The organism is Micromonospora musae (assembly GCF_003626545.1).
In the GTDB taxonomy this organism is placed as follows: domain Bacteria; phylum Actinomycetota; class Actinomycetes; order Mycobacteriales; family Micromonosporaceae; genus Micromonospora; species Micromonospora musae.
This window is the reverse complement of record NZ_RAZS01000002.1, coordinates 488818-513023: the sequence shown is the minus strand read 5'-3', so window position 1 is coordinate 513023 and position 24206 is coordinate 488818. Positions and strand designations below refer to the sequence as shown.

Annotated in this window: 18 protein-coding genes and 1 riboswitch; of the genes, 6 read left to right on the top strand and 12 right to left on the bottom strand. The window is 71.9% G+C overall.

From position 1 onward, the window contains the following. Positions 1-63: 63 nt before the first annotated feature. Positions 64-1863, bottom strand: a complete 1800-nt coding sequence (locus D7147_RS06655; RefSeq protein ID WP_120674667.1) for a peptide ABC transporter substrate-binding protein — start codon at positions 1861-1863, stop codon at positions 64-66. Positions 1864-2158: 295 nt separating this feature from the next. On the opposite strand from D7147_RS06655, the gene D7147_RS06650 reads away from it, so the two are divergent. The 6 genes from D7147_RS06650 to D7147_RS06620 all read left to right on the top strand — a co-directional run bounded on the left by D7147_RS06650 (position 2159) and on the right by D7147_RS06620 (position 8669). Then, positions 2159-3304: an ROK family transcriptional regulator gene (locus D7147_RS06650; protein ID WP_120674665.1), complete on the top strand. Its 1146-nt coding sequence runs from the start codon at positions 2159-2161 to the stop codon at positions 3302-3304. Between the two features lie 13 nt (positions 3305-3317). Next, complete coding sequence (locus D7147_RS06645; RefSeq protein WP_120674663.1) at positions 3318-4787, top strand: M81 family metallopeptidase; 1470 nt, start codon at positions 3318-3320, stop codon at positions 4785-4787. 4 nt (positions 4788-4791) lie between these two features. Further along, a complete protein-coding gene (locus tag D7147_RS06640) occupies positions 4792-5757 on the top strand; it encodes an ROK family protein (RefSeq protein WP_120674661.1) in 966 nt (321 codons plus the stop codon). Positions 5758-5939: 182 nt separating this feature from the next. Beyond that, a complete protein-coding gene (locus D7147_RS06635) occupies positions 5940-6611 on the top strand; it encodes an acetoacetate decarboxylase family protein (protein WP_233562976.1) in 672 nt (223 codons plus the stop codon). 337 nt (positions 6612-6948) lie between these two features. After that, complete coding sequence (locus D7147_RS06625; RefSeq protein ID WP_120674659.1) at positions 6949-7635, top strand: SDR family NAD(P)-dependent oxidoreductase; 687 nt, start codon at positions 6949-6951, stop codon at positions 7633-7635. A gap of 218 nt (positions 7636-7853) precedes the next feature. Then, positions 7854-8669 (top strand): SAM-dependent methyltransferase, encoded by an 816-nt coding sequence (locus D7147_RS06620; RefSeq protein ID WP_120674657.1) that lies wholly within the window; start codon positions 7854-7856, stop codon positions 8667-8669. Positions 8670-8720: 51 nt separating this feature from the next. Here D7147_RS06620 and D7147_RS06615 read toward each other — a convergent pair whose 3' ends face one another. From D7147_RS06615 to D7147_RS06565, 11 genes are all read right to left on the bottom strand, one after another. Further along, positions 8721-9608, bottom strand: coding sequence for a thioredoxin family protein (locus tag D7147_RS06615; RefSeq protein ID WP_233562975.1), 888 nt, complete (start codon positions 9606-9608; stop codon positions 8721-8723). A 10-nt stretch (positions 9609-9618) separates the two neighbouring features. Beyond that, positions 9619-10575 (bottom strand): alpha/beta fold hydrolase, encoded by a 957-nt coding sequence (locus D7147_RS06610; protein ID WP_120674653.1) that lies wholly within the window; start codon positions 10573-10575, stop codon positions 9619-9621. Positions 10576-10826: 251 nt separating this feature from the next. After that, complete coding sequence (locus D7147_RS06605; protein WP_120674651.1) at positions 10827-12575, bottom strand: amidohydrolase; 1749 nt, start codon at positions 12573-12575, stop codon at positions 10827-10829. A gap of 266 nt (positions 12576-12841) precedes the next feature. Next, positions 12842-12936: riboswitch (glycine riboswitch) on the bottom strand. Between the two features lie 139 nt (positions 12937-13075). Then, a complete protein-coding gene (locus D7147_RS06600; RefSeq protein WP_120674649.1) occupies positions 13076-14233 on the bottom strand; it encodes a low temperature requirement protein A in 1158 nt (385 codons plus the stop codon). A 229-nt stretch (positions 14234-14462) separates the two neighbouring features. Further along, positions 14463-15275 (bottom strand): TIGR02452 family protein, encoded by an 813-nt coding sequence (locus D7147_RS06595; RefSeq protein ID WP_120674647.1) that lies wholly within the window; start codon positions 15273-15275, stop codon positions 14463-14465. Positions 15276-15417: 142 nt separating this feature from the next. Further along, the gene (locus tag D7147_RS06590) at positions 15418-17523 is read right to left on the bottom strand and encodes an iron ABC transporter permease (protein WP_233562974.1); all 2106 of its coding nucleotides are present in this window, start codon (positions 17521-17523) and stop codon (positions 15418-15420) included. Beyond that, on the bottom strand, positions 17520-18506 hold the full coding sequence (locus D7147_RS06585) for an ABC transporter substrate-binding protein (protein ID WP_120674645.1): 987 nt from the start codon (positions 18504-18506) through the stop codon (positions 17520-17522). The genes D7147_RS06590 and D7147_RS06585 overlap by 4 nt, the downstream gene beginning before the upstream one ends. Before the next feature lie 37 nt (positions 18507-18543). Further along, complete coding sequence (locus D7147_RS06580) at positions 18544-19377, bottom strand: ABC transporter ATP-binding protein (RefSeq protein WP_120674643.1); 834 nt, start codon at positions 19375-19377, stop codon at positions 18544-18546. Between the two features lie 99 nt (positions 19378-19476). Next, the gene (locus D7147_RS06575; protein WP_233562973.1) at positions 19477-20679 is read right to left on the bottom strand and encodes an FUSC family protein; all 1203 of its coding nucleotides are present in this window, start codon (positions 20677-20679) and stop codon (positions 19477-19479) included. Positions 20680-20816: 137 nt separating this feature from the next. Then, positions 20817-21437 (bottom strand): TetR/AcrR family transcriptional regulator, encoded by a 621-nt coding sequence (locus D7147_RS06570; protein ID WP_120674641.1) that lies wholly within the window; start codon positions 21435-21437, stop codon positions 20817-20819. Positions 21438-21559: 122 nt separating this feature from the next. Next, a complete protein-coding gene (locus D7147_RS06565; RefSeq protein WP_158609298.1) occupies positions 21560-24004 on the bottom strand; it encodes a low temperature requirement protein A in 2445 nt (814 codons plus the stop codon). Positions 24005-24206: the final 202 nt, after the last annotated feature.

The following is a 24206-nucleotide window of genomic DNA, read 5'->3' as shown; positions in this document are numbered from 1 at the left end:
CTCCCCGGTCGGGGCCCCGGCGGCGCGGTGCGCGCCGCCGGGGCCGGGACGATCAGTGATCGGTCACTTCCAGGACCAGTCCTGGAAGTACATGAGGTTCATCGGGTCCTGCGGCTCGACGCCCTGCAGGCCCGAGCGGTACGCCGAGTTCTGGTAGACGGGGTTCGGCATCCAGAGCACCGGCAGGTCCTTGGCGAGGAAGTCGTTGTACGCCTTGAGCGCGCTCTCGTCGCCGGAGAACTGGGTGGCCTCGATGAGCCGGTCGGCCTCCGCGTTGCTGTAGCTGCCCAGGTTCACCGGGGCGTCGGTGGCGAAGATCCGCTCACCGCTGGCGAAGGCCGGGTAGTACCAGCTGCCCTGCGAGCCGAAGAAGGACATGTCCCACGAGCAGGTCGCCTCGGTCGGCTTGCACGCCGGGGTGACGGCCACCGAGTCGGGGACCTCCTTGATGGTCAGCTGGATGCCGAGCTTGGACATCTGCGACTTGATCTCGGAGAACATCTTGGTGGTGGCGGCGAAGCCGGTCTGGCTGGTGACGGTGAGGTTCAGCGCGGCGCCGGCGGCGATGCCCTCGCCGCACTGGTTGGCCCCGGTGCCCGGCGTCTGGCAGGTGGTCTGCCCGTCCGGCGTCACCTTCCAGCCGTGGCCCTCCAGCAGCTCCTTGGCCTTGGCCGGGTCGAACGAGTAGACGCAGCCCGCGGCGTCGGTACCGTTGGCGCCCGGCTTCGCCGGCACCGGGCCGCAGGTCGGCGCCGCCGTGCCGGACCAGACCACCTTGCTGATGGTCGGCTGGTCGATGAGCATCTGCATGGCCTGCCGCAGGTACGGCTGCTTGAACAGCGACCCGGTCTTCGGGTTGTTGAAGTTCAGCTGCAGGTAGGTGACGGACCAGCCGTACCAGGGCGAGATCGTGTAGCCCTTGGACTTGAGGTAGCCCTCCTGGGAGACGTTCGCCGCGGGCACGTACCCGTAGTCGACGTCACCGGCGCGCAGCACGTTGAACTGGCTGTCGTCGCTGGTGAACGGCCGCAGCACGACCTTGGCCAGCTTCGGCTTGTCCTCGCCCGAGTACTTCGGCTGGGCGGCGAGGGTCACCTCACCGCTCGGCACGTACTTCGCGAGCTGCCACGGGCCGCTGTTGACCTTCCACAGGTCGTTGGAGTCGTACGTCTTCAGGTCCTTCGAGGCCGCGGTGAGGAAGTCGAAGACCTTCTTGGCGCCCTGCGGAGTGCTCGCCAGGTCGCCCACCGCGCCGGTGGCGGAGTCCTTGTCCCAGGCGTGCTGCGGCAGGGGCGTGATGCGGTTGAGCTGGTTGTCGACGAACCACGCGGTGTTGTAGGCCTGCTTCGTGGTGATCGAGAAGGTCTTGTCGTCCTTGATCGTCCACTGCGCGATGTTGTCGGGGAAGCCGCCGGCCCGGTAGGACGCCCACTTGTCCTTGTTCGCGGTGACCAGGTCGTACCAGAACTGGATGTCCTTGGTGGTGACCGGCTTGCCGTCGGACCAGGTGTTGTCCTTGAGCGTGATGGTCAGCGTCTTGCCGCCGTCACTGACCGCGGGCGGCTCGGCCATGGAGCGCTTCGGGTCGATGTTGTAGTGCGCCGAGCCGTCCAGCTTGTACTGGTAGAGCGACCGGTACAGCGCCTGGCCGAAGATGGCGTTCTCACCCTGCGTGAAGCCGGGCGCCGAGATCGGCAGGATCCAGTTCGGCGTGCGGAGGGCGACGGTCACGGTGTCCTTGCCCTGGCTGCCGCCGTCCTTCGACGAACCGCCGCCGCAGGCGACCAGGCCCGCCCCGAGGGCGAGCGCACTCGCCAGCGCCACGGCGCCGCGGAGGGCGCGCCCCGGAATTCTGCTCCTCATGAGTCTCCTCGATTGATGTGCACGTGCCCCGCGTCTCCGGGCGCCGGCGGCTTTGCCACAGGTACCGCCGCCTGGTGCCGATCCTCGACGATCAACGCGGAGAATCTATCCATGCCGAAGTTCTGAGTCAACGAAAAGTTCCCTCTTTATTCGCTGACTTTCGCCGGGTTATGATCGAAGTCGGCGAGGCATCGAAAGATGCTCTCCCGCGCGGACTCCGGAGCGCAACCTTGCTTTGGCCCTGCGACACACTGGGCAGCGCCGCCGGAGGACCGCCCGAGCAAGGAGAGACATCTTGGAAGCACCGATCTCCGCCACTCTGCGTGATCAGACGCTTCACCTGCTGGCCAGCGGTGCGGCCAGCTCGCGCGCGGACCTCATCGAGGCGCTCCAGGTCGCCCCCTCGACCGTCACGACGGTGGTGCGCCGGCTGCTCGAGGAGGGCGTGATCCTGGAGGAGGGCGTGGGTCGGTCCACCGGCGGGCGTCGCCCCCGGATCCTGCGACTGCGGGAGGCCGAGGGGTTCCTCGCCGTCGCGGAGTTGGGCGGCCGGCACGCCCGGGTCGGGTTGTGCGCGCCCGGCGGCGGGCTCCGCGCCACCGAGGAGGTGGCGATCGACATCGCCGCCGGCCCCGGCGACGTCTTCGACGTCGTCGCGGCGACGGTCACGCGACTCCGGTCGGCGTCCGCGCCCGGCGAGCCGCTGCTCGGCGTCGGCGTCGCCCTGCCGGGCCCGGTCGAGTTCCCGCACGGGCGCCTGGTCGGACCGGCCCGGATGCCCGGCTGGAGCGGTGTCGACGCGCGGGCCGACCTCAGCGCCCGCTTCCAGGTGCCGGTGGTCGTCGACAACGACGCCAAGGCGGCGGCCATCGGCGAGTACGTCACCCGGAGCCGGGTGGCCGGCGACATGATCTACGTGAAGGCCGGTACCGGCATCGGCGCCTGCCTGGTCAGCGGCGGGCAGATCTACCGCGGCGGTCGTGGGCTCAGCGGCGACGTCACCCACGTACCCGTGGCGGAGGGCGGCGAGCGGCACTGCTCCTGCGGCAGCCGGGGCTGCCTGGAGACCGTCGCCAGCGGCGCGGCCCTCGCCCGCGAGCTGGCCGAGCAGGGTTCGTCGGCGACCACGGTCGCCGAGATCGTGACGGCGGTGGGCGACGCCGACCCGACCGCGGTGACCATGGTGCGCCACGCCGGCAGGCTGCTCGGGGTGGCCCTCTCCGGCCTGGTCAACTTCCTCAACCCCGACAGCGTCGTCATCGGCGGCGCCCTCTCCAGCCTCGACGTCTACGTAGCCGCGACCCGCGGAATGCTCTACGAACGCTGCCTACCCTCCATGACCCAGTCCCTGACCATCGAAGCCAGCATCGCGGGCCCGGACGCGGCCCTGGTCGGCCTCGGGCACCTGCTGCGCACGACCGCTGACGTACGACTCTCCTGAGGAGCCACCACCCGTGCCACGCCCACTCCGCATCGCCATCGGCGGAATCCACATCGAGTCCAGCACCTTCTCGCCCCACCTGAGCAGCGCCGACGACTTCGAGGTCACTCGGGGCGACGCGCTGCTGGCCCGATACGACTGGCTCTCCCCCGCCCGCCCCTGGGCGATCGACGTCGAGTGGATCCCGCTCGTGCACGCCCGGGCCCTGCCCGGCGGTGCGGTGGAGCCGGCGACGTACCAGGCCTGGGCCACGGAGCTGGTGGAGAAGCTCGCCGCCGCCGGCCCGCTCGACGGCATGCTGCTCGACATCCACGGGGCGATGAGCGTCGTCGGGCTCGACGACGCGGAGGGCGAACTGGTCACCGCCGTCCGCTCGGCGATCGGGCCGGAGCCGTTCGTCTCCGCGGCGATGGACCTGCACGGCAACGTCTCGAAGGTGCTCTTCGACGCCTGCGACCTGCTCACCTGCTACCGCACGGCACCGCACGTCGACGTCTGGGAGACCCGCGAGCGCGCCGCCCGGAACCTCGTCGAGGCGTTGCGCCGGCGGCAGCGCCCGCACAAGGCTCTGGTCCACGTGCCGATCCTGCTGCCGGGCGAGATGACCAGCACCCGCGAGGAGCCGGCCCGGGGACTCTACGCGCGGATCCCCGAGGTCGAGGCGCGCGACGGCATCGTCGACGCGGCGATCTGGATCGGGTTCGCCTGGGCCGACCAGCCGCGCTGTCAGGGTGCGGTGGTGGTCACCGGCACCGACGCCGACGCCACCGCCGAGGCGGCGCGTGAGATCGGCGGCCACTTCTGGGAGGCCCGCGAGGAGTTCGCCTTCGTCGCCCCCACCGGCACCATGGACGAGTGCCTCGACACCGCCCTGGCCGCGGTCGCCGACCCGGCCCGGCGACCCTTCTTCATCAGCGACTCGGGCGACAACCCCGGCGCGGGCGGCGCCGACGACGTCACCTTCGCCCTCGAACGGATGCTGGCCCGCCCGGAGCTGCGCGACGGCTCCCGCCGCGCCGTCTTCGCCTCGCTGGTCGACCCGGAGGCGGTGGCGCAGATCGCCGACCAGCCGCTCGGCGCACCGGTCCGGGTGACGGTGGGCGGGCGGATCGACTCCCGCGACCCGGGGCCGCTGCCCCTCGACGGGATCCTGGAGGCGGTCGCCGACGACCCCGACGGCGGGCGGTGCGCGAGCGTACGGGTCGGCGGTGTCAGTGTCCTCGTCACGTCCCGCCGGATGCAGTACCGCCTGCTGAGCTCCTACGCACGACTGGGGATCGCGGTCGACCAGGTCGACCTCGTCGTGGTGAAGATCGGCTATCTCGAGCCCGAACTCTTCGACGCGGCCGGCGACTGGCGACTGGCCCTCACACCGGGCGGCGTCGACCAGGACCTCCTGCGGCTGCCGTACCAGAACGTGCTGCGGCCGATGTTCCCGCTGGACCGCGACTTCACCGCGGACCTCACCGTGGTGACCGGGTGATCGCGTGACCCGACCCGAAGAGCAGTGCGTCCTCGCCGTCGACGTCGGAGGGACGACCATCAAGGGCGCCGTGGTCGGCGAGGACGGCCAGATCCGGCACTCGCTGGTCGTGCCGTCGCAGGCGGACGACGACCCGGTCAAGGCGGTCCGGTCGCTCTGCCGCCGGCTGCGCGACGACGCGCTCGCCCTCGGCGTCACCCCCGCCGCGATCGGGGTGGTCACGCCGGGCCTCGTCGACGAGGTCGAGGGGGTGGTGCGGTACGCCGCCAACCTCCAATTCCGCAACGTGCCGCTGCGCGCCCTGATCGGCGACGACCTCGAACTTCCGGTCGCGGTCGGGCACGACGCGCGCGCGGCCGGCGTCGCCGAGGCGGTGGGCGGGGCGGCCCGCGGACTCGACAACTTCCTGCTGCTGCCGCTGGGCACCGGCATCGCCGCGGCCGTGGTGGTGCACGGCGTGCCGGTCTCCGGCGCGACCGCCTCGGCGGGCGAGGTCGGCCACATCCCGGTCTACCCGGGTGGGGAGCCCTGCACCTGCGGCCAGCGGGGGTGCCTGGAGGTGTACGCCTCCGCCGGCGGCCTGGCCCGCCGCTACGCCCGGGCCGGCGGAACGTCCGGACTGGACAGTCGGGCCATCGCCGACGCGGTGGCCACCGATCCGGTGGCCCGCACCGTGTGGGACGACGCGACCCGGGCCCTGGGGACCGCCTTGGCCACTCTCACCCTGACCATCGACCCGGCTCGCATCGTGCTCGGTGGCGGGCTGGCCGACGCGGGCGCGCTCTTCTTCGACCCGGTACGCGACGCCCTCCGGGCGGCCCTCGCCTGGCGGACGCCGCCACCGGTGCTGCGCTCCGCCTTCGGCGCCCAGGCCGCACAGATCGGCGCGGCAGTGCTGGCCCGACGGGAGGCAGGTCTGCCCGTTCCGGACGGCTGGGGCGCCCCCGAGCAGGTGCCTCCCACCGACTGACGGCGGATCACCGGATCCGGGCCGGGGCGGGCGTCGCTCGTCGCCCCGGCCGGGACACCGGTCGAGCCGCGCCGGACGGCGTCGCACCGGACCGTCGCATGTCGGCAATCCGTCGTTGTCTGCCGGGTGACCCCTCCGTAGCGTCGCGACTACAGATCGATGCCACGCGGAAGGGACCCCTCGTGACCGAACTCGTCGCTCCGCAGCTCGTCGTGAACAGCAGGATGCTCTACTTCGGGTGGACGCCCGCCGACCCCGAGGCCGTGGCCGCGCTCGTGCCCGACGGGCTGAAGCCCGCACCGAACCGGCAGGTCTTCATGAACCAGTACGTCGTCGACGACCCGGGGCAGACCTCCGGCTTCGGCGCCTACTCGCTGACGTACATCGGGCCGGACCTCTCCGGGGTCGACGCCCCCGACGGGATCACTCCCGGTCGCTGGTGGACGCACTACTTCAACTCGAGTCCGGTCGTCCGCGCGTACGCCACCGCCCGCGGCGTGCCCGCGACGGCGGGGACCACCACCATCGAGGTACGGGGCAAGCGGCTGGTCGCCACGACCGATGCGGACGGCGTGCCCGTGATCAGGGCGACGGCCCGGGTCGGGCGCACCGGTGACGCGGTGAACCGGGGGCAGCTGCGCTACCTCACCCGGGTCGACGGCGCCTTCGTCAGCGGCAACTACCCCTTCGTGGCGGAGCCGGTCGACCCCTTCGAGGTGGAGTCGCTGGAGTTCCTCGAGCCCGAGCACCCGGTGTACGCGCTGCGCCCGGCCGATCCGCTGGAGGTCGTCTGGGGCTTCTACTCGCCGCGCTCGTCGTTCGCCTATCCCGGCGGAGAGTCGGTGCTCGACTGACCGCCGGAATCCCGGGTTCCGCCCGTGGCGCCAGCTCCGGCACCACGGGCGGAACGTTCAGCGGGCGGTCGCGCAGGTGGCGCAACCGATCAGCTCCAGCGACACCTGCAGCCGCTCGAGGCTGATGTTCTTGGCGATGGTGTCCTCCGGCGTGTGGTACGGCGGCTCCAGCAGCGCCGGGGTCTCCTCGCCGCGCCACGAGAAGTCGGTGTGACCCCGGCCACCACCGGCTGCGGGACCGCGCGCTCGCCCGGCATCCCGGAGCGGATCCCGAACGCCGCCGCGCTACTGTCGGTAATTGCCGATCAAGGGATGACCGGTGGGAGGAAAAGGGCCAATGAGCACGTCCATCATCGTCGGCGGCAGCAACGGGCTGGGCCGGGCCATCGCACAGCACTTCGCGGACCGCGGGGACACCGTCGTCATCACCAGCCGGGACAAGGCGCGCGCCGAGGAGGTCGCCGCGGAGATCGGCGGCGCGACCCGAGGGCTGGGCGCCGACCTCTCCCGACCGGAGACCATCGCCGCCGCCTTCGGCGACGTCACCGAGGTCGACAACCTGGTCATCACCGCCACCAGCCAGACCCCGAACAGCCTCGGCGCGTTCGACCTGGAGGCGGCGATCACCTCGGTGACCATCAAGCTGGTCGGCTACGCCGAGACGGTGCGGGTCCTGCGCGACCGCTTCCGCCCCGGCGCGTCGGTGGTGCTCTTCGGTGGCGTCGCCAAGGACCGCCCGTACCCCGGATCCACGATGGTCACCACCCACAACGCCGGCCTCACCGGCCTGGTGAAGACCCTCGCCGTCGAGATCGCGCCGTACCGGATCAACGCGCTGCACTCCGGCATCGTCGGTGACAGCCCGAAGTGGCGCGACATGCCCAACCACCCGCACGTCGCCCGCACCCCGATCGGCCGGCTCGTGACGATGGCGGAGATCGTCGACGCGACCGACTTCCTGCTGCGCAACGGCGGCATCAACGCGCAGGAACTCTTCATCGAGGGTGGGGTCCTGGCCGGCTGAACCCGGTCGACACAGCCGTGAGCCGAGCGGCCGCCGGGGATTCCCGGCGGCCGTTCGGCGTATCAGGTGCGGCGGCCGCCGGGGGGCTGCGCCGGAACGCACCCGGCGGTAGGGTGTCGGTTCATCCCTTGTGGACGTCCGTGCGGGGCCGGTGACCTGACGCCCGGCGGCGCGGGCGAGACCCGGAGGACCGCGCACTACCGACGGAGGGGACCGGCATGGTCGGTGCGAGCGACGAGAACGAGGCGAAGCCGGCGACCGCGGCCCGGATCTACGACTACTACCTCGGCGGCACGCACAACTTCCCGGCCGACCGGGAAGCCGCCGAGGCGATGATGCGGGTGCTTCCGTTGGGGCCACAGCTGGCCCGGACCAACCGGGCGTTCCTGCGGCGCGCCGTACGTCACCTCGCCGAGTCCGGCGTACGGCAGTTCCTCGACGTCGGCTCCGGCATCCCCACCGTGGGCAACGTCCACGAGATCGTCCAGCAGATCGCGCCGGAGACCCGGGTGGTCTACGTGGACATCGACCCGGTGGCGGTGGCGGAGAGCGAGGAGATCCTCAAGGGCAACGAGCTGGCCGCCGCCGTGCACGGCGACCTCCGCGAGCCGGCGAGCATCCTCGCGCACCCGCAGGTCAACGCCCTGCTCGACCTCGATCGGCCGGTCGGTCTGCTGTTGGCGGCCGTGCTGCACTTCGTGCCCGACGACGATGTCGCCTACGGCGCGGTCGACCGGCTGCGCGCGGCGCTCGCGCCGGGAAGCCACCTCGTGATGTCGCACGCGACCACCGACGAGGTACGGCACGACCAGGACGAGCTCGACGTCGCCCATGACATCTACCGGCGGCGCACCACGACCCCGCTCGGTCTGCGTAGCCGGTCGCAGTTCGAGCGCTTCTTCGCCGGGCTGGAACTCGTCGAACCGGGCGTGGTGTGGCTACCGCTGTGGCGCCCCGCCCCGGACGACCCGCAGTACTTCGCCGACGACCCCCGGCGTAGCGCCGGCCTGGGTGCCGTCGGCCGGGTCCCCTAGGTTCGCCGCGGACCCGGCCTGCTCGCCTGAGCGCCTCGGCCGCTCTCGCGGTCAGGGGCCGAAGGTGAAGACGTATGCGCGGCAGCCGGGCTCCTCGGCGACGAGGGTGAGCAGGTGGTCTCCGCGCGCCGCACCGGCGACGAGCCGGACCATGCCCGGCCGGTCGACGCGCACCACGCCGTCCGCGTCGACGTCGGCGCCACCGCGGTCCGCCACCGGCCGCCCGTCCAGCAGCACCCGCAGCGCGGCCCGGCCGGACGATCCGGGTTCGACGACGAGGTTCACCTCACCGGCGTCGAACGGCAGCGCGAGCTCGCCGGCGCCGCTCACGAGTTCGACGTAGTCCCCGCTGTCGCGCCAGTCGCCGGTCAGCTCGAAGGCGCCCGGCAGCCGCCGGTCGACGCCGAGGTACGTCTCCTCGGTCACCCCCGCGTACGAGGGCTGTTCGGTCGCCGCGAAGGTAGCCACCTCCGGGGTGACCGAGGGCAGCTCGACATCGGGGTCCCGGTCCACCAGGAGCTGCCGGAGCACCGCCTCCGTCCGGTCGTACTCGCCCTCCCCGATCCACCGGGCGACGCGCTTGCCGTCCGCGTCGAAGAGGTAGCGGGCCGGCCACGCGATGTTTTCGAGGGCCGACCAGACCGTGAAGTCGTCGTCGAGCGCGATCGGATAGCTGAGCTGGTGGTCCCGGATGCCCCGGTCGATGTTCTCGGCGTGCTTGCCGAATTCGAACTCGGGTGCGTGCAGGCCGATCACGGTGAGGCCCCGGTCGGCGTAGTCGCGGTGCCAGGCCCTGACGTAGGGCGCGGTGCGGATCCAGTTGATGCAGGTGTACTCCCAGATGTCGACGAGGACGACCCGGCCGGCGAGCGCGTCGGGTGTCAGCGGTGGCGAGTTCACCCACCGTCGGACGTCGAGGGGCGGCAGCCGCACGGTCACCGTGATCTCGTCATCCGCCGGCCGTCCCGCCCCGGTACGGAGCCAGGAACGTCGTCAGCGCCGCGAGCAGCTCCTCGGGCGCCTGCTCGGCGAGCCAGTGGCCGGCACCGGGAATGACCACGGTCTGCACGTCGTCGGCGAGGGCCGTCATGGCCTGCCCGGGGCGGTCACCCCAGCTCTGCTCTCCGCCGATTCCGAGCACGGGCATCCCGAGCCGTCGGCTCTTACGCTGCTCGTTCTGGGCGAGGGTGGCGTCCCAGGCGCGGTAGAGCCCGAAGCTTCCGCGCCGGACGTCGGGGTCGGAGTAGAGGTCGAAGTAGTACCGCAGCGCGTGGTCCGGCAGCGGCTCCCCTCCCTGGATGGCGAACTCGTAGCCGTAGAAGATCTCCTCCCGGCCGCTCACCAGCTGTTCGGTCAGCTCGTCGTCGACCCGGTTGAAGGCGATGTGCCAGACCTTGTTGTTGACCGGCGCGGGAAGGAACAGCGGCGGTCCGGAGGACACCTCCGGCGGCCCGGGGATCTCGGCGACGACCAGGCGCTCGACCCGGTCCGGGTGGTCCGCCGCCAGCGCGTAGGCGATGATGTAGCCGGTGTCGTGGCCGACGACGGCGAACCGCTGGTGGCCGAGCGCGTCCATCAGCGCGACCAGGTCGTTGGCGAGGGTGGCGCTGTCGTACCCCTCCCGGGGCTTGTCGGTGCGCCCGATGCCACGCTGGTCGACCGCGATGACCTCGAAGTCCCGGGCGAGCGCCGGCATCACCAGCCGCCAGGCGTACCAACTCTCCGGCCAGCCGTGCACCAGCAGCAGCGGCGGACCCGCACCACCGACGACCACGTGCTGACGCACTCCGCCGGCCTCCACGTAGTGGCTGGCGAAGGTGTCGGTGAAGCCGGCCGGGAGCTGCGGAGCCTGCGAGACGGTGCCGGGACCCTCCGCGACGGGGTACCGCGCCGAAGACGAGCTCACGACGATCTCCTTTCGCCTCGCGACCCGGCGCGCGACGAAGGCGCCGGCCCCTCACGCCGCAGGCCACCGAGGGTCATGGCAGGGTCAGCCTAACCAGGGCGCGGGCGCGGGCGAGCCGATATGCGGCTTTCCGGCGTCGGCGCGGAGACGGCCGATCCGGTGTGGTGTCGGGGCCGACCCCGACACCACACCGGACCAGGTGTCACCGCCGCGAGCCGCTCACGTGAACTTCGGCGGCGGCGCGGGTTGCGCTAGTCGAGCGGGGGAAGGTTCGACGGAGGCAGGTCCGGCCCGAGGTCCGGAGCGGTCTCGGTCGAGACGATCCGCCGGGGCGGCCACTTGACCCCGCGCGGGGGCCAGGACTGTCCGGTCCGCTGCAGGAACCACTTCGGCGGCTCGTAGAGCGGGAGCTGATAGTCGTTCGGCAGCATGCTCTTCCACTTGATCTTGGAAGTGCGTCGGTCGAACTCCTCCTTCATCTCGGCCAGGATGGTCGGCTGGGTCAGCAGGTCGACGGTGGTGGCCGCGAGGTACTTCGCGGCGGCCAGCATGGAGACGTGCCCCGGGTTCGCTGCCGCGGTGGCGGTGTGGTGCCACGAGTGGTTCTTCGTACCGCCGGGCTGGTGCGCGGTGCCCATGGAGATGGTGGGCACCTGCCAGCTGATGTCGGCGACATCGGTCGAGCCGCCACCCATGAAGACCGGTGATGGAGGTCGAAGTTCACTGATCGTGCCCGAGAAGCCGGTCTCCGCCGAACCGTTCGACCGCTGCAGCGCCTTGCCGAAGCGCTGGTCGGCCTCGGAGAACGTCGGCGGGCCGACCTGCGTCATGTTGGCGTACATCAGCTCGGCGCCGCGCTTGTTGCCGAGCTTGTTCCACACGCCGCCCATGATGCGGTGCTCCATCCGGGTGCCGGTCGCCAGCGCGGCTGCCTCCGCGCACTTGACGATCTTGTCCATCAGGACCTTCGAACGGGCCGGACTGCCCTCACGCGCGTAGTACCAGATGCTCGACAGCGTCGGGAAGACGTTCGGCGCCTGCCCCGTCTGCCGGATCGCATGGTGCATACGGGCGGTGTGCGCCATGTCGCTCTCGCGAAGGAACTCGGTGAGCATCGCCATCGCCGTGACCGCGTCCTGGGTGGACCTGGTCTCCAGCGGGGAGCCGCCGTGACCGTCGGTGCCGAGGAAGTGGAAGGCGACGCTGTACATCGCGTTGCCCGAGCTCCAACTGGTGCTGTTGTTGGTGGCCGGGTGCCAGTCGACGAAGGCGTCCAGCCCCCGGTAGACCCCCGCCTTCACCGCGACCGACTTACCGACGAGCTGCTCCTCCGCCGTGGAGCCGAAGAACTTGATGGTGCCGTCGAGGTTGCGTGCCTTCATGGCCGCCGCCGTCGCCGCCGCGGCGCCGGCAGCCGCGGCACCCAGCGCGCAGTGCCCGCAGCCGTGGCCGAAGCCGTACGTGGGGGCGTACGGGTCATGGTGGTAGACCAGCGGGTTGTGCTTCGGGTTCCCCTTCTCCTGCGACAACCCGGGCAGCGCGTCGTACTCGCCGCTGAAGCCGATCACCGGCTTGCCGGTGCCGTGGCTGAACGTGGCCACGAACGCGGTGGGCATGCCGCCCGCACCCCACTCGATCGTGAACCCGTTGGCCGCCAGGAACTGCGCCTCCGCCCAGGAGGAGTTCCACTCCGCCAGCGAGGGTTCCGCGTACTCCCAGATCCGGTCGTTCAGACCGGCGATCCGCTCCGACTGGCGGTCGATCCACGAGATCGCGGCATCCTTGGCCTGCGAGTCGACGGCGAGGTTCGTCGGCGGCTCGTAGTTGACGAGATCGGACGGCATCGTCTTCGGGTCGAGCGCGAGGTCCGACGCGGCAGCCAGGGCCGGGTCCGCCGCCAGCGCGGGGGCGATCGCCAACCCGGCGCCGGCCATGCCGAGCAGCCCCAGCAGGTCCCGACGGCTGTAACCCGACGGATCGAGATGATCGGTTTCGCACATGGTGCAACGCTCCTCGATTGAGAGCTGATCAACCGGCCACGCTGACGGGTCATCGACAAGCCCAGGGACGATCGGCGACCCGGAGTCACGGAGTCGCGTCGGGAGGAAGGGCTGGAGGGGGGATCGGAGGCATGACGATGAGCCGGCTGACCATTGGACGCGGCGGGCGCCCTCCGTCCCCACTGTCTGTGTACCTGAGAGTGTCCCCGGCTCTCGCCGGCTTCCCCCTTCGGTGAGCGGCGCATGCCGCTGCTCTCCAGTGGCGCCTCGGAACTGCAGTACTTGGGCCTGTGAGTTTCCGGGGAGGTTGCTCCTTCGGCGCCCCCCTTGGCCAGGGGGAGGACTCTCCTGCAGCTCCTCAAACGGCTTATTTGATCCAACGCAGAAGGCGGCCGAATGTCAACCCTCGTCCCATGGTTGCTCAGTCAAGGATTCGGCTGCCTTCGATGTCGACACGACGAAATCAGGTCGATGAAACCGCTCAGCGGATCGGCTCCGGACTATGCGGCAGCGTCGCGCCGACCCCGCCACGCATCCGTACGGGTCACGCCGAACAGGATGCCGGCGTTGACGATCACGACGAAGATCGGGGCCAGCAGCTTCAGCGCCGGCATCACCGCGATCATCAGCACCAGCCAGCCGATCCGGGATCGGGAGAGCCGGTCGAGGAGCTCGTACTCGAAGATCACCCGTCCGAGCAGGAACAGGAACGAGCCGCCGACCACGAGCGCGACCAGACCGCTGTGCGTGCTTCCGAACGGCTCGGCGAGGGCGAGGTCCACTCCGGCGGTCGTCGCGATCACCCCGGCCACCAGAACGACGTAGACGTACGGCGCGAGGCGCACCGCGCGACGCGGATGCCGGCGCACCGATTTCTCGACGAGGAGTTCGGTCCGGAACACGTAGATCTGCCACAGCAGCAGCGCCGCGGCGATAGCCGCCAGGAAGATGACGACCCGCGCGGTGGCGAAGCCCAGAATGCTGAGTTTCAGCGTGGAGGCCAGCACCAGGTCGCCGATCACCAGAATGGCGATCTGCTGGTATCGCTCGCCGAAATGCGGGGTCAACCGGTCGTACTGTTCGAGTGGAACCCGGCCCAGCCCGGGCGTCGGAAAGCGCAGCGCGGCGACGATGTATTCGATTACGAGGGCGGCAGCCCATAACGCTCGACGCAATTCCGGATCGGTGAGCGCGCCGGCCAGCCAGAGCAGCCCGGAGAAGGCGAACCAGAACAGGAACAGCTTCACCCGGAGCTGCGCGAAGTGCCCGCGCAACGCCCGCACCAGCATGAGCCCGCGGGCCAGGTGGATGCCGACGTACGCGCCGGCGAAGAGGAGACCATGCTCGGCGAAGGCGCTCGGAATGGCCGCCGCCATGAGGCCCACCCCGAGCATGCCGGTGGCGAGAACCCGTTGGATGACCCGCTCGCGGGGATCGAAGAAGTCGGTCGCGATCGCGATGACCGACCACGTCCACCAGGCGGCCAGCAGCAGGATTACCGTATTCGCCAGCCCACGCCAGGAGAGGTCCCGGGCCAACTGCATCGACAACTGCGCGAACGTGGCGATGTAGAAGACGTCGAGGAGCAGTTCCAGGAGCGTCGATCGACTCGAGGACCGGGGATCCCGGATCAGCCCCGACGGTCTCGCCCCGGTCATCGATCAGCCATTCCTGCCCTCGTCGCGGCCATTCGCGGCCGAACCGCTCCCTGCGGCCGAGGAAGCGGTGGCGCCCTTCAGGCTAGGCCCTCCCCCACGGCCGCACGTCCGGAAAGTCCGAACCTCCGCCCACCCCCGAGGTCCGCTGCTGCCGGACCTCCACCCGCAGCCGCCGGCCCCGCCGACGCCCTCGCACCGCCGACGGACGGGCCGCCGGGTGGCCGGTCGGCTAGCCCGCGGCGGCACCCGGGAGACGTTCCGCGAAGGCGCGGTACACCGGGGTGCCGGCCAGACCGTCGCGGATGGCGAAGACCACGAGGTCGAACCGGCCCACCGCCCGCAGCGCCTCGGCGAACGCGCCGGCGACCGTGGCCGGGTCGTTGCGGAACACCCCGCACCCCCACGCGCCCAACACGATCCTCCGGTGTCCGTGCGCGGCGGCCACCTCCAGCACCCGCCGGGCCCGCCGGGCCAGCACCGCCGGCACGTCGGAGGCGTGCTCGGGCTGGTTGCGGACGATCGCGCCGAGGTTCGGGGCCGCGGCGGTCAGGAACGACGTGCCGTACGGCTCGTCGAGCAGCACACCCTTGTCGTCGCGGAACACCGGCACGCCCGGCGAGTAGATCACCCGGTCGCTGTAGCGCAGATCCCGCTGGGCCCGGTGGAAGGCGTAGAAATCCGGCGCGGCGAGCAGGCACGGGTACAGCGCCGACGAGCGGGCGATGCTCTCCTCCTGCGCCTTCGCCCCGCCGAGGAACCCACCGCCCGGATTCTTCGCCGAGGCGAACACCAGGGCCGCGGCGCCGGACCCGAGTCGCCGGGCGGCCTGCAACGTCGTCTCGTACGTCACCTCGACGACACCGGCGCCCACCGCTGCGCTTGGCGGGACGAGCACATCGTCCGGGAGATGGTGCCGGGTGCCGGCGATGGCGGCGGGTACCGCCTCGCCGAGGTCGACCTCCACGCCGGAGCCCGAGCGGTACCGCCCCGACTCGACGATCGCCACCGAATGCCGGGCGATCTCACGGAGACGACTGCTCACTGGTGCGCCCGCCGCAGGGCGAGGGTGGGGGTCTGCACAGCCAGCAGGCTAGGCAGGCGATCCCCCACCGGCAACCGGTATTCCGTCCACCCCGGACCCCGTCGAGCAGCCGCGACGGTTCACCGGCGAGGCGCCCCCGCCGTCATCGGGACCGCTCGGTGGCGCGGGAGCGCCAGAGCAGCCACACGAAGTAGGGCGTACCGATCATGGCGATGACCAGGCCGGCGGGGATCTGCGCGGGCGCGATGACGGTACGGCCGAGTGTGTCGGCGACGCTGACCAGCAACGCGCCGAGCAGTGCCGCGACCGGCAGGACCCGTGCGTGCCGGCCACCGACGAGCGCCCGGGCGAGGTGCGGCGCCACCAGTCCAACGAATCCGATCACGCCGACGGCGGAGACCGCTGTCGAGGTGAGCAGCGCCGCCGCCCCGAGGGCGAGTAGCCGGGTTCGTTCCAGCCGGACGCCGAGCACCCGGGGGGTGTCGTCGTCGAGGGCGAGCAGATCGAGTTCCCGCCGAGCCGCGACCACGGCCGGGGTGAGGACCAGCAGGGCGATCGCCACCGGCAGCACCTGGGTGGCGGTGCGTCCGTAGGTGGAGCCGGAGAGCCAGGTGAGGGCCTTGCCGGTGTTCCACGGATCGTAGGAGACGATCAGGAAGGTGATCAGGGCCAAGCCGCCCTGCCAGGCCCCGAAGCCGATCAGGACCAGCCGGTCCGAGCTGAGCCCGCCCCGCCAGGCGAGCCCGTAGACGAGGGCGAAGGCGAGGAGGGCGCCGAGCCCGGCGACGCCGGAGACGGCCCAGACGCCGGCCAGCGGCACGAAGGTCAGCAGCGAGACCGCACCCAGGCCCGCACCGGCGGTGATGCCGAGGATGCCCGGTTCGGCCAGCGGATTGCGGCAGACCGCCTGCACGGTGGTGCCGGCGACCGCGAGGGCCGCACCGGAGAGCAACGCCGCCGCGACCCGCGGCCACCGCTGGTCCAGCACGAAGGTGTACGCGGGCCCGGTGTTCCCGTTCAGCCAGTTGACGATGTCGCCGAGCAGCACCCAGGTGTCCCCGGCGAGCATGCCGACCAGCACCGCCCCGACGGTGAGCAGCGCGGCCACGGCGACCACCGAGCGGTGGAAGGTCGAGCTGCGGACGGCCGCGTGGCCGCCGGGTGGGCGGCGGGTCGGGCCGGCGTCGCGGTGCCGTCGGGCGAGCCAGATCAGGACGGCCGCTCCGAAGAGGGTGGTGACGACCCCGGTGGGGATGTCGACGCCGGCCTGCCCGCCCATCACGGCCCGCAGCAGGATGTCGGAGCCGAGCACGATGAGCACCCCGGTGATGCCGGAGAGCGGCAGCAGGATCCGGTGCCGGTGCACGCCGGGCACCACCCGGCCGAGCAGGCGGACGATCACCGGCGCGCAGAGGCCGACGAAGGCGACCGGGCCGGTCAGGGTCACCGCGGCGGCGGAGAGCAGGACGGCGAGCAGGGTCACCAGCACCCGGGTGCGCCGCACGTCGAGACCGAGGACGGTGGCCGTGTCGTCGCCGAGGCCGAGAATGTCCAGCCGGTGCCCGAGCAGCATCAGCGCCACGACGGCGAGGCCGATCACCGGCGCGAGTTCGCGGACCGCGACCAGGTCGCTCTGCACCAGGGAGCCGTTGCCCCAGGCGAAGAGGCCGATGGTGGCCTGTTCGAAGAGGAGCAGCAGCAGGGTGGTCACCGAGCTGAGCGCCATGGCGGTGGCCGAGCCGGCGAGCACGAGCCGGGTGGTGCCGGTCTGTCCACCGGCGGACATGGCCAGCACGAGCGCCGCCGCGGCGATGCCGCCACCGAAGGCGAGGGCGCCAGCCGGCAGCGCGGGCAGCGCGATCCCGAACGCGGCCACGGCGACGATGGCGAGGTGGGCGCCGGCGTTGACGGCGAGGGTGTCCGGCGAGGCGAGCGGGTTGCGGGCGACCGACTGGAAGGCGGCGCCGGCGAAGCCGAGCGCGACGCCGATGGTGAGGCCGGCGAGCAACCGGGGCAGCCGGGAGGCGATCAGCACGCGGGCCGCCTCGTCGTCGCCGCCGGTGGCCAGCCGCAGCAGGTCGAGGGCGCCGACGGCGGAGGTGCCCTGGGTGAGGTGGACCGCCGCGACGACGAGCGTGAGCAGGATCGCGGCGACGAAGAGCCCGACGAGGCGGGGCTTGGCGAGGGGCCCGGCCGGAGCCGGCGCGAGGGCCGGCTCCGGGCGCGGGGGCGCGGTCAGGGTGTTCACACCGCGTAGGTCTTGACGAACTGGTCGATGTACTGCTTACCGGAGAGCGGCCCACCGAAGGTCCAGATGCCGTCGGGCATCCGGTGCAGGTGCTTCTGCTGGACGAAGGGCAGCGACTTCCAGATGGCGTTGCCGGCGAGGCCGTCGGCGAAGACGTCGACGCCGTCGGAGGCGTTGTAGAAGAAGTGCAGGTTCGGGTCCTTGAGGACGGTCAGCCCCTCGACGTCGGTCTGGCCCAGGCCCCACGCCTCGTCGGTCTTGCCGGTCCAGGCGTTCGTCAGGCCGAGCTGGATGCCGAGCTGGGAGACGAGCGCGCCCTGGCCGAACATCCGGATGCTCACCGTGCTCCCCTCCTTCCAGCCGTCGGCGATGGCGAACGGGCGGCCGGCGGCACCGGCGTCGGCGATCTTCTTCTTGCCGTCGGCGAGGGCGGCGTCGAAGTCGCCGAGCAGCTTCTCGGCCTCGGTGGTCTTGCCGACCGCCTTGGCGATCATGCCGAGGTCCGTACGCATCCGGCCGAGGTTGTCCTTGGCGTCGCTGCCCTTGGCGACCAGCACGGGGACGTACTTCTCGATCTGGTTGACCAGCGCACCGCCCCGGTCGTCCTCCATCACCACGAGGTCGGGCTGCAGGGCCACGATGGAGTCCACGCTGGGCTCCCCGCGGGTGCCGACGTCCTTGACCCCCGGGTCGAGCTTGGCGGCGGTCACCCAGGTGCCGTAGCCCTTGGGGTCCGCCACGCCCACGGGCATGACGCCGAGGCTGACGAGCATCTCGACCTCACCCCACTCGAGCCCCACCACCTTGGTCGCCGGCGCCTTCAGGGTGATCTCCTTGCCGCGGCTGTCGGTGACGGTCACCGGGCCGGTCGCGGCGGCGGAGGCCGAGCTCTCGGGCGTGGTGTTCTTCTCGGTGGTGCCGCAGGCGCTCAACAGCAGCGCGGCCGCCGCGGCGACGATCGCGGTAACGCGGATACGGTTCATCGGAGTCTTTCTCGTGGGTGTGTGACGTGCTCGGATTTCAGACCGGGATGCGGGTCAGGTGCCGACCCACGGGACGGGTGGTCACCAGCCCGTTGACCGGGTCGGCGGAGACCTCGATACGGATGCCGTACGTCTCGGTGAGGGCCTGCTCGGTGAAGACCTGACCGGGTGTTCCGGTGGCCCGGACTCGGCCGTCGTGCAGCAGCACCACCTCGTCGGCGACCGCGGCGGCGTGGTTGAGGTCGTGCAGCACCACGCCGACGGCGACGTCGTGGTCGTCGGCGAGGTCCCGGATCAGGTCGAGGATCTCCACCTGGTAGCGCAGGTCGAGGAAGGTGGTGGGCTCGTCGAGCAGGAGCACCGGCGTGTCCTGCGCCAGGCAGGTCGCCAGCCAGACCCGTTGCAGCTCACCGCCGGAGAGCTCGTCCACCGGACGGTCGGCCATCGCGGCCACGCCGGTGACCGTCATGGCGCGGCTGATGGCCGCGGGGCCCTGCGGGTCCTCGCCGCGCCACCGCCCCCGGTACGGGTGGCGACCGTAGCCGACCACGTCGTGGACGGTGACCCCGCTGGGCACCGGCCGGCTCTGCGCGAGCAGGGTGACCCGGCGGGCGAACTCCTTGGCCGGCAGGCCGGCCGCGGTGGCGCCGCCGGCGAGGTGCACCGTGCCGGCGGCGATCGGGTGCAGCCGAGCCAGGGAGCGCAGCAGGGTGGATTTGCCGCTGCCGTTCGGGCCCACCAGAGCGGTCACCGCGCCGGCGCGGAGAGTGATCGCCGCATCATGCACCACGGTCACCCCGTGGTAGCCCAACCGGAGGTCGCTCCCCCGCAAGCTCTGCTCGCCGCCGGTGAACGGCGTCCGCTCTGACATGAGGTTAGGCTAACCTAATCGAGTGTTCCGCTGTCAAGGTGGGGCCCGGTCACGCCCGCACGGCGTACCCGGCGCAGATCCACCGCGCCCGGCGCGCGGCTACCCGGTGCCGCGCACGGATTCCTCGCCGCGCCGGATCGCGTTCCGTACCTCGCGGTTCGCGGAGCTGGGGTCGCAGCCGGCGGCGCGAAGCAGGTCGCTCGCGGCGGTACGCAGCTGGGTCACCACGGCGTCGCCGAAGTCCGCCAGCCCCAGCGCCTGGGCTCGGCCGGCCCGCTGCACGGCGTCCCGAACCCGCTGGTGGGTTCGCTCGACGGGACGCCCCGCCCGGTGCTCACTGCGCAGGAGTTCGACCGCGTCGGCGAGGTCGCCGACGCCGGCGGGCAGGTCGGGAGGAATCCGCTCGTCGTACTGCAGCGCCATCGCCGACCGGCGGGCCAGCCCTCGACTGTGCTCGATGACCCGCTCCAGGTACACGGTGGCGCGGGCGAACCGCTCCACGTCCCGACGGCGTCGCCAACGGGCCGGCGCGAGGCTGACCACCTCCTCGGCGCCGCTGAGCGCCTGGTGCATCCGGTCGAGGTCCGGCCCCATGCCGCGCAGCCGGTCCAGCACGCGGACCGCCCGTTGCTGGTCGCGGGTCGCCAGGGCGGCGGCGATCTCCCGCAGTTGATCGGCCAGGCACCGGTAGACGGGGGCCGCGTCGCGGTCGAGGATCCGCATCGGATTGATCGGAAGCAGCAGCGCGACCACCACGAGGCCCACTGCGCCGCCGACCGCCGCCTCGACGATGCGCGGCCACTCCAGATCCTTCTGGGCCGGAGCCAGGGTCGCGAGCAGCACCGCCGTGCCCCCGGCCTGCCCCACGGCCGCCCCGCCGCGCCCGAAGAGCAGGAGCGTGGCCAGGATGGCGCAGCCGACGATGAACCCGGTCTGCCAGAACCCGGTACCGAGGAACGTCAGCAGGAAGTCGGTGGTGGCGATGCCGAGTCCGACCCCGAGGAGCAGTTCGGCGGTGCGGCGGGCGCGCTGGCCGAGCGCGGCGACGATCGTGCCCACCGCGGCGGAGGGCGCGAAGACGGGCGACGGGTTACCCAGCAGGTCGTGCCCGATCGACCAGGCGAGCGCCGCGGCGAGTCCCGCCTGGAGGGAGATGACCACGGCGACTTCGAGCTGGTGCAGCCGCACCCGACCGGCCCGGCGGCTTCGGCCCCGGGCTCCGACAACGGCGGCCCGGACGCGCTCGGTCACCCGGTCGCGGCGTGACCGGTCGGCGGCCGGTTCCCGCTCGTCAGCATCCACCGGGCACTCGTACCACGACGACGTCCGAGAAACCGGGCAACCGCGCGGGCCGACCGCGATGGAGGACGGCCCACGGGCGACCCCGGCATCGGGGGGAGCACCGCCGCGCCGGAGCGGCCGATCCGTTGCGCGGCGGCTCAGCCGACCGGCAGCAGCGCGCCGGTGACCTGGGCGGTGAGCCAGCGCGCCGCCCGCTCCAACGACCAGCCGCGGTCCCGCACGAGCGTGGGCCAGGCCGCCTGTCCCAGGTAGAACCAGAGGAGGTCGAGCGCGTCGTCACGACTCAGCCCGGGGCGCAGCGCACCGAGGTCGGCGAGCCGGTCGGCCACCGCGCCGAAGGCCTCCTGGTACGCGCGCAGGATCCGGTCGTACACCTCGGCGGCGGCCGGCTCCGACTGGCTCTGCGGGAAGAGCTCGACGATGACGTCCCAGTGACGTTCGTGGGTCCGCCGCACGCCCTCTCCCAGCAGCGTGAGGATCTCGATGGCGTCCGCACTCCCGCCGATGGCGGCCAACGTCTCGGCGACCGCGGGATCGCGGGTGATCGGCTCGATCAGCGCCGCCAGGATGTCGGCCTTCCCACCGGCGCTGGAGTAGACGGTGGGTACGGCGACCCCGGCGGCCCGGGCGATCTGCGGCACCGTGGTTCCCGCGTACCCCTGGCTCAGGAAGAGCTCGCGCCCGGCGGCCAGGATCATCGCCCTGGTCGCCGCCGCGGCGTCGGCGCGCCGCGGCGAGTGATATCTGCCCACCCCCACGGACCGGATCGTATCGGGACACCGGCCGCCAGGAGCCGGCGCGGAGCACCGGACCGCCTGTCGGCGAGGCCCCGCACGACCCGCACGAACCCGGCCCGCGACGCTCCCCCGTCGCCGTGGGCTCATCTGCCGTCGCCGAGCACGGCGCCCGGTGACGGGATGGCCTTGCGTCCGATCAGGTGCGCCAGGACCAGCGCCACCGTGAGGACGACCAACGCCCACATGATCGGCAGCAGGATCGTCACCGGAGCCAGCGCGGCGACGACCAGGTTGGCCGCCCGCCGGCCACCGATCGGACGGTTCGCGCGTCGCCAGATCAGGTGGTCGGCGAGCAGGTAGACGACGATTCCGCAGGCCAGCGTGGCCTGCCCGACCGTCGCCGGAGCGTCGAGGTCGTGCCCCGGCCGAGGCAGCGTGGTACGCAACCCGAAGGCGACCAGCACCAAGCCGACGACGAGGAACAGGTGCAGGTACGCGTAGGCGTCCCGGGCCAGCGCGCCACGTTCGCCGCTCGTGCGCAGCTCGGCGAAGCGCTGGGCGACGACGACGTCGCTGCCGACGTAGGTCCACCAGAGCGCGGCGATCAGCGCGGCGCTGAGCCCCACGGCGAGGAAGGTGGCCATCGAGACGGGCGGGTCGCCGGCGGCGATGCCGGTGGAGATCACCGCCTGGCCGAGCGCGATGAGGATGATCAGGTTGAAGCGGCCCATCCACCGGCTGACCGATCGCAGCCGCCAGTTGCGGGACCGGATGAGGTAGCCGCCGCCCACGTCGACGACGAGGGCGACGGTCCAGCAGAACGTGCTGATCGGGTTGACCGGCTTCTCCGTCACGACCCCGGTCGACACCGCGCCGAAGAGCAGCGCGATCCCCACGCCGGTCGGCACGGCCGCCCGGGCGACGATGGCGCGGAGCTCCGCGTCGTGCCGGAGCACCCACCAGAACGCCACCAGGTGCAGGATGCGAACCGCCGCGTACGCGGTGACCACGATCAGCGGCCCGGGCAGTCCGCCGGAGATGTAGCCGAACGCCTGGGGAGTGGCGATGCCGAGCATCAGGGTCAGTGCCACCGCGAGGAGGACGACGAGCCGCAGGGCGTTGCCCGCGCTGCGGATCGTCGTGGTGAACCAGGTGTAGTTGACCCACGACCACCACAGCAGCGCCAGCACGGCCAACCCCTGGAGCACCCCGATCACCGATGGGTTCCGGATCATCAGCACGGTGACCTGGATGAACGCGTACACGAAGACCAGGTCCAGGAAGAGCTCCTCGGGGGTGGCGTCGACCTCCCGAGACGCTGTCTCCTCGACGTCGCGGTGCAATTGTTGGTGACGACCTCGCAGCACGGTCAGATGGGCGATCACCAGGCAGACCAGGGCGCCGGCGAGGAGGGTGAGCGACCCCAGAGCCGTCAGGCCGCGGGCCGGCACGGAGAGCAGCGCCACCAGGACGAGGCCCAGCACGGGGCCGCGACCGATGCGTCGGGCGGTACGCCACTCGAACGCCACCAGTCCGAGCAGGTAGAGGAAGACGCCACCGTAGAGAGCCCCGAGGTCCGACGCGGTCCAGTGCTCCGGTTCACCGATGGGCGTCCCGCCGAGCGCCTTCTTGAGCCCGAACGCGACCAGGATCAGCCCGCCGATCATCGGCAGGTGCAGCAGGGTGTAGGCGTCGCGGGCCCGGCGCGACCGGACGTGCTGGGGCGGGGTGCCCTCCAGCGCCTGCTCGCCGGAGGGCGACGCGATGTCGAAGTACGCCCACCACAGGAACGCCACGACGAGGAGCCCGAGCGCCGCCCCGGCGAGCATGGACCAGGTGACGGGGACGTCGCCGCCGAAGCCGCGGCTCGTTCCGATCGAGATGATCGTCTCGCCGAGCGCGATGAGCATGATCAGGTTGTGTCGCTCCGCCCAGTGCCGGGCCGACGTCAGCTGCCACGTCCCTGCCCCCGCCGCCTGCAGCCCGAAGTAGTCGACGACGATCGCGACCGCGAAGAGCACGAGCTGGAGGATCTCCGTGGCCAGCCCGGGTGGTAGGTGCTGGGGCAGCAGGACCGCGCACAGCAGTAGTGGGAGGCTGCCGGCGAGCGGCAGCCAGGCGCGCCGGGCGGGGCTGGACGACCAGCGGGGACCGCCACGCCGGGCCCGGGAGACGATCAGCAGGGAGCCGATCCGGGTCGCCAGGAAGCCGACGACGAAGACGAGCGGGCCGACCAACCCGAACGAGTGGTTGACGAAGACCTCCGGAATGGCGACCGCGACGAGCAGGATCACGATGGCCACCGCGAAGACCGCGATCGGCAACGCGCCGCGGTCGAGCCGGACCAGGTTTCCCACCCAGGCGTACCCGCACCAGCTGCGCCAGATGAGCAGCACCACGAGCCCGCCCTGGAGCAACGAGTCCAGGGCTGGGCCCTCCGCCATGAGGTGGGTGACGTTGATGAAGGCGTAGACGAAGACCAGGTCCAGGAAGAGCTCCGCGCGCGTCACCCCGCCGTGTGTCGCGGCCTTGATCTCTCCACCGGCCCCGAACGCACGCTGCGAGTTCGCCTCCCCGCCGTCGTCCACCCACTTACTGTGCCTATGCGGACATAGTTCGGACGCGGAAACAGCCAATGGCCCGGGCGGGCACGGAACCGGCGCCGGCCGGGGTTCGGGAACCCGGCGAGGCATGGGCCCGGGGCGGCCGGCGGCGGTCGGCGCAGCGCGGTCACCGCGAGTCGGCGCGCCCACCTGGTGTGGATCGCCCGGCAGCGGGTAGCGGGAGCGT